General features: G+C 68.7%; 11 protein-coding genes and 2 tRNA genes. 4 read left to right on the forward strand and 9 right to left on the reverse strand.

All coding sequences use genetic code 11. The features are described from left to right. Window positions 1-995 (reverse strand): sensor histidine kinase (locus GUY60_RS22325; protein WP_161700599.1); only part of this gene is annotated, 995 nt, incomplete at its 3' end. A gap of 219 nt (window positions 996-1,214) precedes the next feature. On the opposite strand from GUY60_RS22325, the gene GUY60_RS22330 reads away from it, so the two are divergent. Next, window positions 1,215-1,853 (forward strand): hypothetical protein, encoded by a 639-nt coding sequence (locus GUY60_RS22330; RefSeq protein WP_161700601.1) that lies wholly within the window; start codon window positions 1,215-1,217, stop codon window positions 1,851-1,853. A gap of 81 nt (window positions 1,854-1,934) precedes the next feature. On the opposite strand, the gene GUY60_RS22335 is transcribed toward GUY60_RS22330, so the two are convergent. Then, window positions 1,935-4,559, reverse strand: a complete 2,625-nt coding sequence (locus GUY60_RS22335; protein ID WP_161700603.1) for a valine--tRNA ligase — start codon at window positions 4,557-4,559, stop codon at window positions 1,935-1,937. A gap of 135 nt (window positions 4,560-4,694) precedes the next feature. Between GUY60_RS22335 and GUY60_RS22340 the strand changes: the two genes are divergently transcribed. Next, window positions 4,695-5,630, forward strand: a complete 936-nt coding sequence (locus GUY60_RS22340) for a hypothetical protein (protein ID WP_161700605.1) — start codon at window positions 4,695-4,697, stop codon at window positions 5,628-5,630. A gap of 85 nt (window positions 5,631-5,715) precedes the next feature. On the opposite strand, the gene clpX is transcribed toward GUY60_RS22340, so the two are convergent. The 5 genes from clpX to GUY60_RS22365 all read right to left on the reverse strand — a co-directional run bounded on the left by clpX (window position 5,716) and on the right by GUY60_RS22365 (window position 10,645). After that, a complete protein-coding gene (gene clpX / locus GUY60_RS22345; RefSeq protein WP_161700607.1) occupies window positions 5,716-6,999 on the reverse strand; it encodes an ATP-dependent Clp protease ATP-binding subunit ClpX in 1,284 nt (427 codons plus the stop codon). A gap of 156 nt (window positions 7,000-7,155) precedes the next feature. Beyond that, entirely contained in the window at window positions 7,156-7,851 is a 696-nt protein-coding gene (locus GUY60_RS22350) for an ATP-dependent Clp protease proteolytic subunit (RefSeq protein ID WP_161700608.1), read from the reverse strand. A gap of 46 nt (window positions 7,852-7,897) precedes the next feature. Continuing rightward, window positions 7,898-8,503 (reverse strand): ATP-dependent Clp protease proteolytic subunit, encoded by a 606-nt coding sequence (locus tag GUY60_RS22355; RefSeq protein ID WP_187370099.1) that lies wholly within the window; start codon window positions 8,501-8,503, stop codon window positions 7,898-7,900. A gap of 408 nt (window positions 8,504-8,911) precedes the next feature. Beyond that, window positions 8,912-10,300, reverse strand: a complete 1,389-nt coding sequence (gene tig / locus GUY60_RS22360; protein ID WP_161700612.1) for a trigger factor — start codon at window positions 10,298-10,300, stop codon at window positions 8,912-8,914. A gap of 268 nt (window positions 10,301-10,568) precedes the next feature. Then, window positions 10,569-10,645 (reverse strand) — tRNA-Pro (locus GUY60_RS22365). A gap of 223 nt (window positions 10,646-10,868) precedes the next feature. Between GUY60_RS22365 and GUY60_RS22370 the strand changes: the two genes are divergently transcribed. Next, window positions 10,869-10,939 (forward strand) — tRNA-Gly (locus tag GUY60_RS22370). Window positions 10,940-11,092: 153 nt separating this feature from the next. Here GUY60_RS22370 and GUY60_RS22375 read toward each other — a convergent pair. Next, window positions 11,093-11,287, reverse strand: a complete 195-nt coding sequence (locus tag GUY60_RS22375; protein WP_161700614.1) for a hypothetical protein — start codon at window positions 11,285-11,287, stop codon at window positions 11,093-11,095. Window positions 11,288-12,069: 782 nt separating this feature from the next. Here GUY60_RS22375 and GUY60_RS22380 point away from each other — a divergent pair. Further along, window positions 12,070-13,227, forward strand: coding sequence for an acyltransferase family protein (locus tag GUY60_RS22380; protein WP_161700615.1), 1,158 nt, complete (start codon window positions 12,070-12,072; stop codon window positions 13,225-13,227). A gap of 85 nt (window positions 13,228-13,312) precedes the next feature. Here GUY60_RS22380 and GUY60_RS22385 read toward each other — a convergent pair. Then, the coding region (locus GUY60_RS22385; RefSeq protein WP_246235458.1) for a MinD/ParA family protein at window positions 13,313-14,352 on the reverse strand (1,040 nt) is incomplete at its 5' end.

The raw sequence follows: 14,352 nt of genomic DNA on the forward strand, positions 1-14,352 counted from the left end.
TTGTGTATAAGAGACAGGCCGTCGGCCACGCCGATGCGGACGGTGACGGACTCGCCCGGCGCGTGCTTCGCCGCGTTGGTCAGGCACTCCTGGACGACGCGGTAGACCGCGGCCTGGCGCAGCGGGGAGAGGCGCAGGGCCGCGTCGTGCACGTCGAGGTCGACCGCGCTGCCCGCCTGCCCGCTGCGCTCCGCCAGTTCCGTGAGGCCGTCGAGTCCGGGCGTGGGCGCCCCGTCCGTACCGCGCTGCACGATGATCTCGTTGAGCACCCGGTGCGCCCGGCGCGCGGTCTCCGACAGCTCCTCGAAGTCCTGCTGGTACGTCTCCCCGCGCGCCCGCCGCGCGAGCACCTCGGAACGCACCGTAAGCAACGTCAACTCCCGCCCCACGAAGTCGTGCACGTCCCCAGCGACCCGCGCCCGCTCGGTGTGCACCGCCTCCAGGACCGCGGTCGTGGCCCGCTGCTTCTCCAGGGCGCGCACCAGGTCCTGCCGGTTGGCGGCGATGCCCACGCCGACCGCAAGCGCCCCGATGGGTACGACGAGGGAGAGGAAGTCGGCCACGGTCGCGCCCCGGTTCACCGGCCAGCCCGGCAGGTTGAACAGCGCGTACGCGAACAGCACGTAGAACACGGCGGCGGCCACGCCCGCCCGGCGGCCCCGGTAGCGGCCCAGCGAGTAGAGCGCGAACTGCACCAGGGTCAGTTCGTGCAGCCAGCCGAGCAGCACGAGCCCCACGAGATACGCGGCCCACGGCGCCCGCCGCCGCACCAGGAGCGTCGACGCGCCCGCCGCGAGGACGAGTCCGGCCTCCAGGTGCGAGTTCAGGGAGTTGTCCGCCGCCGCGAGGCCCGGCACGTCGAGGGCCATCAGGCCCAGGCAGCTGAGCGCGGTCAGCAGGTCGAGCGAATGGGGCCAGTCCGGCAAGCGCCGGGCGAGGCGACGGCCCGCGGCCACCCACCCGTCGAGCGCCTCCCGGGCGGACCGTATGTACATGTCTTCCATCATCCGGGGTCTTTTGGCCCGATCCACTGGACTTCCGTCCGGATGATTGTGATTTACGGCACCCTGGCGCCCTCAGTGCTCGGTCTCTCCAGGCTCTCCAGGCCCTCCGCCGGAAAGGCTCTCCGCCGGACTGGACCGTTCCGGGGACCGGCCGCCCCGGCCTCGGCGCGGTTTGCGGGCCCCGGCATGCGCCAGGGGTGCAATCGGTGCATGTGGTACGCCCAGAACTCCGGCCGCAGGACGCGGCAGCTGCTCGGCGACGGAGCGGTCCTGCTCTGGACCGCCCTGTGGGCCGCGGTCGCGATGATCGCGTACCGGCTCGCGCAGATGGTCTTCCGCCCACTCCCCAACACCGGGGCGGGGCACGGCCTCGGGCCCGGCTCCGCCGGTTCCGGTTCCGGCTTCGGCCAGGTCGGCAGGTCCGCCGCCAAGGTGCCGCTGGTCGGCGAACGCCTGGATGCCGCGCTGCGCGACATGGCGGGCGCGGGCGACCGGCTCGCCCAGGCCGGCGACAGCAGCCGGGCCGTCGTCGAGGTGCTCACCGCGGTCGGCGCGGCCGGCGTCTTCCTGCTTCCCGTCGGCCTCGTCCTCGCCCTGTGGCTGCCGCGCCGGCTGCGCTGGAGCCGGCAGGCGGCCGCCGCCCACGAGCTCGGCGCCTCCGAGGACGGCCGCGAACTCCTCGCCCTGCGCGCCCTGATGCGCCCGCTCGACGAGTTGGCCCGTACGGCGACGACCCTCCAGGACGCCACCCCCGGCAGCCTCGCGGAGGGCTGGCGGGAGGGCGACCCGGAGACCCTGGACGCCCTGGCGGAGGCCGAGTTGGTCCGCCTCGGCCTGCGCACTGCCTGAACCACCCGCGTACGCGCGAAGGCCCCGGAACCGCGACGGTTCCGGGGCCTTCGTATGCCGTACGCGCGTTACGCGAAAGCCTTACGCGGCGGGCAGGGCGTCCAGCTGGCCCTTGATGCGCTCGATGTCGGCCTCGGCCTTGGTGAGGCGGCCGCGGATCTTGTCCACGACGTGGTCGGGGGCCTTGGCGAGGAACGCCTCGTTGCCCAGCTTGGCGTTGGCGGCCGTGATCTCCTTCTCGGCCGCGGCCAGGTCCTTGGTGAGGCGCTTCCGCTCGGCGGCCACGTCGATCGTGCCGGACAGGTCGAGCGCGACCGTGGCACCGGACACCGGCAGCGTCGCCGTCGCCGCGAAGCCCTCGCCCTCCGGCTGCAGCCGCAGCAGCTGGCGGATGGCCGCCTCGTGCGGCGCGAGCTGCGTGCCGTCCAGGGTCAGCCGCGCCGGAACCTTCTGCGCGGGCTGGAGACCCTGGTCGGAACGGAACCTGCGGACCTCGGTGATCACCTGCTGGACCGTCTCGATCTCCCGCTCGGCGGCCTCGTCACGGAAGCCCGAATCAGTGGGCCAGTCGGCGACGACCAGCGACTCGTTGCCGGTGAGCGTGGTCCACAGGGTCTCCGTGACGAACGGGACGACCGGGTGGAGCAGCTTCAGCGTGACGTCGAGGACCTCGCCGAGGACACGCTTGGTGTCCTCCGCGGCCTGACCGCCCTCCTGGAACGTGGTCTTCGTCAACTCGACGTACCAGTCGAAGACTTCGTCCCAGGCGAAGTGGAACAGCGCCTCGGAGAGCTTCGCGAACTGGTAGTCCTCGTAGTACGCGTCCACCTCGGCGACGACCGCGTTCAGGCGGGACAGGATCCAGCGGTCGGTGGCCGACAGGCGCTCGGCGGGCGGCAGTTCACCCTCGACCGTGGCGCCGTTCATCAGGGCGAAGCGGGTGGCGTTCCAGATCTTGTTCGCGAAGTTCCGCGAGCCCTGGACCCAGTCCTCGCCGATCGGCACGTCGACACCGGGGTTGGCGCCGCGGGCCAGCGTGAAGCGGACGGCGTCCGAGCCGTACTTGTCCATCCAGTCGAGCGGGTTGACCGCGTTCCCGAAGGACTTCGACATCTTCTTGCCGAACTGGTCGCGGACCATGCCGTGCAGCACGATCGTGTGGAACGGCGGGGTGCCGTCCATCGCGTACAGGCCGAACATCATCATCCGGGCGACCCAGAAGAACAGGATGTCGTACCCGGTGACCAGGACGGAGTTCGGATAGAACTTCGCGAGGCTCTCGGTCTGCTCGGGCCAGCCGAGGGTGGAGAACGGCCACAGGCCGGAGGAGAACCAGGTGTCGAGGACGTCGCTGTCCTGCGTCCAGCCCTCGCCGGTGGGCTCCTCGTCGTCCGGTCCGACGCAGACGACCTCGCCGTCCGGCCCGTACCAGACCGGGATGCGGTGGCCCCACCACAGCTGACGCGAGATGCACCAGTCGTGGAGGTTGTCGACCCAGTCGAAGTACCGCTTCTCCATCTCCTGCGGGTGGATCTTGACCTGGCCGTCGCGGACCGCGTCACCGGCGGCCTTGGCGAGCGGGCCGACCTTGACCCACCACTGCATCGAGAGGCGCGGCTCGATCGTCGTCTTGCAGCGCGAGCAGTGGCCCACGGAGTGGGTGTACGGCCGCTTCTCGGCGACGATCCGGCCCTCGGCGCGCAGCGCGGCGACGATGGCGGAGCGGGCCTCCAGGCGGTCGAGGCCCTGGAACGGGCCGTGCGCCGTGATGACGGCGTGCTCGTCCATCACGGCGATGGACGGCAGGCCGTGCCGCTGGCCGATCTCGAAGTCGTTCGGGTCGTGCGCCGGGGTGACCTTGACGCAGCCGGTGCCGAACTCCGGGTCGACGTGCGTGTCCCCGACGACCGGGATGGAACGGTCCGTCAGCGGCAGCTTGATGAGCTTGCCGATGAGGTGCTGGTACCGCTCGTCGTCCGGGTGGACGGCGATGGCGGTGTCGCCGAGCATCGTCTCCGCGCGGGTGGTGGCGACGACGACGGTCTCGTCCCCGTCGCCGTACTTCAGCGAGACCAGCTCGCCGTCGTCGTCCTGGTACTCGACCTCGATGTCCGAGATCGCGGTCAGACAGCGCGGGCACCAGTTGATGATGCGCTCGGCGCGGTAGATCAGCTCGTCGTCGTACAGCTTCTTGAAGAGGGTCTTGACCGCCTGGGACAGGCCCTCGTCCATGGTGAACCGCTCGCGGTCCCAGTCGACGCCGTCGCCGAGGCGGCGCATCTGGCCGGAGATCTGACCGCCGGACTCGCCCTTCCACTTCCAGACGCGCTCGACGAACGCCTCACGGCCCAGGTCGTGCCGGGACTTGGCCTCCTTGGCCAGCTCGCGCTCCACGACGTTCTGCGTCGCGATGCCGGCGTGGTCCATGCCGGGCTGCCACAGCGTCTCGAAGCCCTGCATGCGCTTGCGGCGCGTGATGGCGTCGATCAGCGTGTGCTCGAAGGCGTGGCCCAGGTGGAGGGAGCCCGTGACGTTCGGCGGGGGGATGACGACGGTGAACGGCGACTTCTCGCTCTTGGCGTCGGCGGCGAAGTAACCGCGGTCTACCCAGCGTTCGTACAGCGGCCCCTCTACCTCGGCCGGAGCGTAGGTCTTCGGCAATTCGGGCTCGGGGGCGCTGTGCTGCTGCTGAGTGTTCTCGGTCACGACGCACAGTTTAGGGCCGTCACGGTCCCGTACCGAAACCAGATTCGTTGGTAACGGTGTGACCCCCGACGCCCCGCTCCCCGGGGCCTTCGGTCAGGATGTACAGAACGCATAAGCACTGGAGGGGACAGAAGGATGAGCTACAACCAGCCGGGCCCGTACGGCGGGCAGCCCCAACAGCCCGGACCGTACGGTCAGCAGCCGCAGCAGCCCGGCCCGTACGGCCAGCAGCCGCAGGCGCCCCAGCCCGGCTACGGCTACCCGCAGCAGGCCCCCCAGGGTGTGCCGCCCCAGCAGGGCTACCCGGGCCAGCAGCCCTACGGCGCCCCGCAGCAGCCCGGCCCGTACGGCCAGGTCCCGCCCCCGCCGCCGGGCGGTGGCGGCGGCAGCAAGACCGGCATCATCATCGCCGCGGTCGTGGCGGTCGCCCTGATCGCGGGCGGCGTCTGGTTCTTCACGTCGAACGGCAGCGGTGGCGGCGGTGGCGGTGGCGGCTCGGTCGCCGATGACGGCAAGACGTACGAGCTGACGACGCCGGAGACGCTGCTCAGCGAGTACAAGAAGAAGCCCGGCACCGACAGCGGCGGCAGCGACCTCCGCGACGCGGAGAAGTGGGGCCTGAAGAACGGCAAGGAGGTCGGCTCGCAGTACCAGTCCGGGGACGAGAGCAACCCGATGGCACAGAAGCTGATCCAGTTCAACGGCGCCTACGGCGAGATCGAGGACCCCGAGGCGTTCCTCGACGCGGCCTTCGCCAGCATGAAGGAGAACGCGTCGAACAACCCCACCCAGGGCAAGCTGGTCGGCGAGCCGCAGGACATGAGCCCCTCCGGGTTCGAGAACGGCGTCATGAAGTGCCAGGCGACCGAGGTCAACCCGGGCGCGAGCATGGGCGGCGAGAGCTCGAAGACGATGAAGATGCCGATCTGCCTGTGGAGCGACCACAGCACCTTCGCCATGGTCATCGCCACGGACTCGAAGGCCATCCTCTCGGGTGAGAGCCCCTCGCTCGACTCCGTGGCCGACATCACCGCGAAGGTCCGCAGCGAGGTCCGCGTAGAGGCCAAGTGAGCCTCGTACGGCGGTAGTTGATACGACGAAGGGGCCCGGCCAGTTCGACTGGCCGGGCCCCTTCGTCGTACGCGAACTACATCAACTACGCGCTTTTCTCGTGCCGTCCGTCGTTCTTCACGATCCTCGGCACCAGCGTCGGGTTGACGTTGGAGTGGACGACGTCCGGGGTGATGACGACGCGGGCCACGTCCTTGCGGGACGGGACTTCGTACATCACCGACTGGAGGACTTCCTCCATGATCGCGCGCAGGCCGCGGGCTCCGGTCTGGCGGAGGATGGCCTGGTCCGCGATGGCCTCGAGCGCCTCGTGCTCGAAGTCCAGCTCCACACCGTCGAGTTCGAACAGCCGCTGGTACTGCTTCACCAGGGCGTTCCGCGGCTCGACCAGGATCTGCAGCAGGGCCTCGCGGTCGAGGTTGTGGACCGAGGTGAGCACCGGGAGGCGGCCGATGAACTCGGGGATCATCCCGAACTTCACCAGGTCCTCGGGCATGACGTCCTCGAACTGGTCCTTCTCCTCCAGCTCCCGCTTGGAGTGGATCGTCGCGCCGAAGCCGATGCCCTTGGCACCCGCCCGGCCCTCGATGATCTTCTCCAGACCGGCGAAGGCACCGCCCACGATGAACAGCACGTTCGTCGTGTCGATCTGGATGAACTCCTGGTGCGGGTGCTTGCGGCCGCCCTGCGGCGGGACCGAGGCGGTGGTGCCCTCAAGGATCTTGAGGAGCGCCTGCTGAACGCCCTCACCCGATACGTCGCGCGTGATCGACGGGTTCTCGGACTTCCGAGCCACCTTGTCGATCTCGTCGATGTAGATGATGCCGGTCTCGGCCTTCTTGACGTCGTAGTCCGCGGCCTGGATCAGCTTCAGGAGGATGTTCTCGACGTCCTCGCCGACATAGCCCGCCTCGGTCAGCGCCGTGGCGTCCGCGATGGCGAACGGGACGTTCAGCATCCGGGCCAGGGTCTGCGCGAGGAGGGTCTTGCCCGAGCCCGTGGGGCCGAGCAGCAGGATGTTGGACTTCGCCAACTCGATGGCGTCGTCGCGCCCTTGAGCCCCGCCGTTCTCACCGGCCTGGACTCGCTTGTAGTGGTTGTACACCGCGACCGAGAGGGCCTTCTTGGCCGCTTCCTGACCCACTACATAACCCTCGAGGAACTCGTAGATCTCGCGAGGCTTGGGGAGTTCTTCCCACCGGACCTCGCTGGTCTCCGCCAGCTCTTCCTCGATGATCTCGTTGCAGAGGTCGATGCACTCGTCGCAGATGTACACACCGGGGCCTGCGATGAGCTTCTTGACCTGCTTCTGACTCTTTCCGCAGAACGAGCACTTGAGCAGATCGCCGCCGTCACCGATGCGTGCCACGAGGTGCTTCCCCTTCGCCTGGGAGCGTCCGTGAAGACGGCTCCTGGTGCCTCATATCCGACGGTACCTTGCCGGGCCCCCCGTTCGGGCCCCTCTTGGCGCGGTTCACTTCTGTGCGAACCGCGCCAAGAGGCCGCAGATACTGCTGTACTCGGGTCAGGCGACCGACGCGTTGTTCATCTTCCGGGTGGAGATGATCTGGTCGATCAGCCCGTACGCCAACGCGTCCTCAGCAGTGAGGATCTTGTCGCGCTCGATGTCGTCGCGGATCTTGTCGATCGGCGTCGTGGAGTGCTTGGCCAGCATCTCCTCCAGCTGCGCACGCATCCGGAGGATCTCGTTGGCGGCGATCTCCAGGTCGGAGACCTGACCGCGGCCGGTCTCGCTGTACGGCTGGTGGATCAGCACGCGGGCGTTGGGCAGCGCCATGCGCTTGCCCGGCGTACCGGCCGCGAGGAGCACGGCGGCGGCCGAGGCGGCCTGGCCCATGCAGACCGTCTGCACATCCGGCTTCACGAACTGCATCGTGTCGTAGATGGCGGTCAGCGCGGTGAAGGAGCCACCGGGGCTGTTGATGTAGATCGAGATGTCGCGGTCCGGGTCCATCGACTCCAGGCACAGGAGCTGCGCCATGACGTCGTTGGCGGAGGCGTCGTCGATCTGCACGCCGAGGAAGATCACGCGCTCCTCGAAGAGCTTCGCGTACGGGTCGTACTCACGCACGCCCTGCGAGGTGCGCTCGACGAAGCGCGGGATGACGTAGCGGGACTCGGCGCTCGGGCCGGTGTACTGTCCGGCGGCCTGCTCGGCACGCACGCGGTCGTAGAGGCCGCTGCCGGGGAAGTCGTTCACTGGGGTCTCCTGAAGTGAGCTGGGTCGGCTGGGGGCGCTACGGGGCTCAGGCCCCGGTGCCGCCGCCGCCCGGCATGCCGGCCGCCGTGGGCATGATGTCGTCGATGAGGCCGTACTCCTTGGCCTCCTGCGGGTCGAACCAGCGGTCGCGGTCCGAGTCGCGGGTGACCTGCTCGACGGTCTGGCCGGTGTGGAACGCCGTCAGCTCGGCCATCTTCTTCTTGGTGAGCAGCAGCCGCTCAGCGTGGATCTTGATGTCCGACGCGGAGCCCGCGAGGCCGGCCGAGGGCTGGTGAATCAGGATCTCGGCGTTCGGCAGCGCGAAGCGCTTGCCCGGCGTGCCGGCGCTGAGCAGGAACTGGCCCATCGAGGCCGCCATGCCCATCGCGATCGTCACCACGTCGTTGTTGATGTACTGCATGGTGTCGTAGATCGCCATGCCGGCCGTGATCGAGCCGCCGGGGCTGTTGATGTAAAGGAAGATGTCCTTTTCCGGGTCAGCGGCAAGGAGCAGCAGCTGCGCGGTGATCTTGTTCGCAATATCGTCGTCGACCGGCTGACCGAGGAAGATGATCCGCTCGTTGAGCAGCCGGTTGTAGACCTGGTCGCCGAGGCCACCACCGATGGAGGGCTCGCCGGCGGCGGAGGGCATCAGATTCGTCACGTATCCACCTGCTCGTCTTGCGACGGCGCCGGGCCGTCTCACGTCTTCTGTGGGCCAGGGGCCTCTGTCGAGGGACTCCCCTGCCCTCGTAGTTATGGACCCTAACGCGCGGGTCCCTCCGGGGAATCCCGCAGAGGGAACTGTTCGCTGTGAGCGCAGGTACCTCGCGGGGGCGGGTCAGGAAGGTGCGCGCCGGGTGCCCATCCAGGGGCGCGGGGAACTGCGCGACCGGCCCGCGACGGGCCGCACTCGCCGCAGGACAGCCCGTGGCAGACGCGTCTGCGGCTCTGTGGGGGCTGAGCGCGCAGTTCCCCGCGCCCCTTTCAGGGACGACCGAGCCCCCGGGACCTACAAAGGTTCCGGGGGCTCGGTGCGGGGCTACGCGGAGCGCGAAGCTCAGGCCTCGGTCTTGGCCTCGGCACCTTCGGTGCCCTCGGCGGCCTCGACGACGTCCGTGGCGGACTCGGTCTCGTCCTCGTCCGAGAGGTCGACGACCTCACCGGTCGTGTCCTTGACCGTGGCGGCCTCGACGACGACCGCGAGGGCCTTGCCGCGGGCGACCTCGCCGACCAGCATCGGGACCTGGCCGCCTTCGACGACGGCCTGGGCGAACTGGTCGGGGGACATGCCGGAGGACTGCGCGCGGCGCATGAGGTGCTCGGTGAGCTCCTCCTGGCTGACGTTCAGCTTCTCCTTGTTGACGAGCGCGTCGAGGACGAACTGCGTCTTGATGCCCTTGACCGCCTGCTCGCGGGTCTCGGACTCGAAGTCCTCCTCGCTCTTGCCCTGGATCTCCAGGTACTTGGCGAGGTCGAGGCCCATCTGGCCGAGCTGGTGGTTGACCAGGTTGTGCTTACGGGTCTGGACCTCGTCCTCGAGCAGCTTCTCGGGGACGGGGACCTCGACCAGCTCGAGCAGCTTCTCCAGGACGCGCTCCTGGGCCTGCGTGGCCTGGTCGTACTGCTTCATGTTCTCGAGGCGCTTGCGGCTGTCGGCCTTGAGCTCGTCCAGCGTGTCGAACTCGGAGGCGAGCTGCGCGAACTCGTCGTCCAGCTCAGGCAGTTCGCGCGCGGCGACCTGCGTGACCTTGACGGTGACCTCGGCGTCCTTGCCCTCGGCGGAGCCGCCCTTGAGCTGCGAGGTGAAGGTGGCCTCACCGTCGGCCTCAAGACCGGTCACGGCCTCGTCGATGCCTTCGAGGAGCTCGCCGGAGCCGATGGTGTACGAAACACCGCTGGCCACGCCGTCCTCGAGGGTCTCGCCGTCGACCTTGGCCTCGAGGTCGATCGTCACGACGTCGCCATCGGCGGCGGCGCGCTCGACCGGGGAGGTCGAGGCGAAGCGCTCACGGAGCTGCTCCACGGACTTCTCGAGGTCCTCGTCGGTGACCTCGACCGCGTCGACCTCGACCTCGATGCCGGAGTAGTCCGGGATCTCGATCTCGGGGCGGATGTCGACCTCGGCGGTGAAGTTCAGCGTCTCGCCGTCCTTCAGCTCCGTGATGTCGACCTCGGGCTGGCCCAGGACGTTGAGCTCGGCCTCGTTGACCGCCTCGGTGTAGAACTTCGGCAGCGCGTCGTTGACGGCCTCTTCGAGGACCGCCCCGCGGCCGAAGCGCTGGTCGATGACCCGGGCCGGGATCTTGCCCTTACGGAAGCCCTTCACCGTGACCTGCTGGTTGATCTTCTTGTACGCCGCGTCGAGGCTGTCCTTGAGCTCCTCGAAGGGCACCTCGACAGTGAGCCGAACCCGGGTCGGGTTCAGGGTCTCCACGGCGCTCTTCACGGTTCGGTCTCCTTGGTGGCTGACTTCTTGGGGTCTGCCTCGGCCGATCCCCGCCGCGACTGGGCGGAGGAGAGGGGCTTCAGCGGATTGGGTCGCCCGGGAGAACTTCAGCAGACGTGAGACACACGGGCGCGCAGCTTGCATAGTAACGGCAACGGGTACGCGCCCCAAAAGGCGATCTTGGCGGCCCGCTCCGACCGGTCCCACGCCCGGCTCCACAGAGGGAATCGCCGGTGGAACCACAGGTGGCCACGGGTGTGGACACTGGTGGTCGGGGTGGCGGGATTTGAACCCACGGCCTTCCGCTCCCAAAGCGGACGCGCTACCAAGCTGCGCCACACCCCGTCGGTGCGACACGTAGGGTACATGCCCGCCGACCGTGCGGCTCCCGCGTTGTCGATGGGGGTACGGCGAGGGTTCGGCGGGGGTTTCAGGAGGGTCCGCGGGAGCGTCTGTCACGCCCTCCGTCGCCGCGTCCGTCACGGCGTCGCCACAAGGGGGTGTGCGTCGCGGCCGACCGACCCGCTACGATGCTGTTCGTGCCGCGGTCACGTGACCTGCGGCGCACGCGGGCGTAGCTCAATGGTAGAGCCCTAGTCTTCCAAACTAGCTACGCGGGTTCGATTCCCGTCGCCCGCTCCGTACGACTCAGGGCCAGGCCCGAGGATCACTCCTCGGACCTGGCCCTGATCGCTTTCCGGGACCGTGTGGGTGTGCGGTGCCGCGGGACGGGCATGAGATGCCCGTGCCGTGCGGTCACTGGTGCGCTGTGCGCCCCGGTTACGCGTCCGTTCAGAACTGGATGGAGTTCAGGGTCTCCGCTATCGAGTTCAGGAAGCGCTGGATGTCGTCGGCCATGCCGGTCGAGGCCAGGAAGAAGCCGAAGAGTATGGCGACCACGGCCGGCCCCGGTTTGATGGAGCCTCCGCGGATCAACACCACAAGAATGATCGCCAACAGCAGCACCACAGACAGCGAAATCGCCACACTGATCACACCCTAGGTTCGGTCCGCACTCCCACTCGGAGGCACACGGCCCGTACACCCCCGCCAGAACCATCGTGCCACCAACGGGCCCTGGCTATGCGGCGGGTGACACATCGTCGGCCAACTGCGGTCACCACTCGGGCACTTGGGAGCACTCCGGGGTACCACCGGGACGCACGCGCACGGTTGCGGCGTCTGGGGTGCGCGGGTCGCGAGGTGGAGCGGCGGTGGCAATTCCGGCCACCGCGCGGGCGGCGATTTCGGCTTGATCGTTTCCCTGTGCGTCCCGGCGCCCCCGCAGCCGTACGCCCAGGTCACCCACAGGGGCCTCACAGGCTGTTCGCAGATAATTCGAATTGTCGTCGCGCGCACACAGATCGAATGATCCGAAGTGCGCGAGCGCGCGTACCGAGGGATTCAACTCACTGTGGCGGACTGCACAGTTGCTGACGGAATCGCGTAAATGAAAGAGGACATTTCACCAGAGTCGCCTGCGGGCGGTATGCCCTAATTAAGTAGGATGAGACAGGGCATAACGTCCCGCCGAACGGCCCGTATTGATGTGCACAAGCACGCGGCGACTTCCCAACGATGCGTATACGCGGGTGTGTATGCGGGGTCCTTCGGACAGGGATAAGCGGAAAACAAGCCGGGAGTACCGAGAGGGTTTTACGCGGGCACTGATCCGCCGCTAGGGTGCCTCAGATGTTCCACGCTGCCTCCTCCCCCGAAGGCGCAGTGCGGTCACGGTTCGACTCCCCGAGTACGTGGTGGGAGGGCCTGTGACGAATTCGCTGCGCCCGAGTGGCCACCAAAGAAACCCGCTGCCCCCGGTCCGGGAACCGGCACCCGCGGTGCCGACCCCCAGGCCGCCGCAGGGCGCGACGGACGCTCCCCCCGGCGGTAAGCCCGCCAAACAGCGTGACGCCTTCTTCGACAACGCGAAGTACCTGGCCATCGTGTTTGTCGCGATGGGCCACGCGTGGGAGCCGCTGACGGATCACAGCCGCGCCGCCGAGGCGCTGTACATGACCGTCTACACCTTCCACATGCCGGCGTTCATCCTGATCTCCGGCTACTTCTCGCGCAGCTTCGACATGCGTGCGGACCGGCTGAAGCGCCTGGTGACGGGTGTGCTCGTACCCTTCGTGATCTTCGAGGTCGTGTACACCCTGTTCAAGCGGTACGCGGACGACGATCCGACGCAGCCCTTCAGTCTGCTCGACCCCTGGTACCTGACCTGGTTCCTGGCGGCGCTGTTCGTGTGGCGGATGACAACACCGCTCTGGAAGCTGGTGCGCTGGCCGATCCCGCTGTCCATCGCGGTCGCGGTGCTCGCCTCGATCTCGCCGGACATCGGTGACGACCTCGACCTCCAACGTGTGCTGCAGTTCCTGCCGTTCTTCGTGATCGGCCTGTTCCTGAAGCCGGAGCACTTCCAGCTGGCGCGTCGGCGCGAGGTGAAGCTGCTCTCCGTGCCGATCTTCGGGGCCGCGCTGCTGCTCGCCTACTGGGCCGGGCCGCGGATGACGTCGGCGTGGTTCTACCACCGCGACAGCGCCCAGGAGTTGGGTGCGCCGTGGTGGAGCGGTGTCGTGATGACGCTCGCGCTGCTCGGCTGCTCGCTGGTGCTCGTGGCCTGCTTCTTCGCCTGGGTACCCAAGCGGAAGATGTGGTTCACGGTCCTCGGCGCGGGCACGCTGTACGGCTACCTGCTGCACGGCTTCCTCGCCAAGGGCTCGCGCTTCTGGGGCTGGTTCGACGAGTACGAGTGGCTGCACAAGCCGCTCGGCGAGATCTTCGTGACCGTGGTCGCGGCGACCGTCGTCACGCTGCTGTGCACCCCGCCCGTGCAGCGTGCGTTCCGCTTCGCGATGGAGCCGAAGATGGAGTGGGCGTTCAAGCGGGACGCTGCCGCTGTGGCTCGGGCCCGGAAGTAGTTCACGTTGGCCTGATCGTACGGTCGTACGGGGCTCGGGGGCTGCGCCCCCCGGGCCCCGCTTCATTCGGCCTGCGGCCTCGTCCTCAATCGCCGGACGGGCTGGATCTGGCCTGCCTCAGCGAGAGCTCCAAAGCCTCCGCCGCGATGTGGGTCACTGCCTCTCGGGTGGAGTGGGCGAGTAGTTCGGTGCTGATCTCGCCGCCGGCCGCTAGGTGCCGGTCGTACGGCAGCAGGTGGACGGTGGCGCCGGTGCCGCGGAACTTCTCGACGGCCTTGTCCACGTCGAGGCCGCCGTGCGGCACCGCCTCGGTGAGGACGACGACCGTGCCCGCGACGACCTGCCGGGGCAGCCCCGACATCCACTTCAGTACGGAGTGGGTGCTGGCCACGCCCTCGAAGGTGGCGGGGGCGACCAGGACGCGGGACTGTGCGGCGATGAGCGCGGTGCGGGCGACCTCGGCGGGCAGCGTCTCGCAGTCCACCACGGTCACACCGAAGTAGCGGCGCAGCGCGACCATGGCCTTCTCGTACGCCTTGGTGTCGATCATCGCGCCGACCTCTCCCTTGCTGCCGGGCAACAGCCAGGCGTTGTCCGGGAGTTGGACGAGGTAGCCGGTGACGTCGAGCAGGGACATGGACGGCTCGATCATCGCGGCGAGGTCGCGCACCGTCCAGCGCAGCGAGGGCGCGCCGAGCCGGAACGGCAGCGTGCCGAGCGCCGGGTCGGCCTCGACGAGCAGCACCGGGTCGTGCCGGTAGTGCGCGTAGGTCCGGCCCAGCAGCGCGGAGACCGTCGACTTGCCCGCGCCGCCGCGGATCGAGGTGACCGCGATCTGGCGCCCGGTGGCGACCGGCTGTTGCAGCAACTCGGCGGTACGGGACGCCTCGGCGACCTCGCGCGCGGCCGATGAGGACACGGTGCGCCGTACGGCACGCAGGGCACGGCCGACGAGCGGTTCACCGTGCCGCGGCTTGCGCCGGGTGCCGGCCAGCGAGTCGTCGACGACCGGCAACGAGCTGAAGGTGCCGCCGGAGGACATCGGTGCGTTCTGGGTGTACGGGTTCGGGGCGGGCGCCTGCGCTGGTGCGGGTGCCTGTGCCTGTGCCTGTGCCTGTGCGGGTG

This window comes from Streptomyces boluensis (assembly GCF_009908195.1).
Classification (GTDB): domain Bacteria; phylum Actinomycetota; class Actinomycetes; order Streptomycetales; family Streptomycetaceae; genus Streptomyces; species Streptomyces boluensis.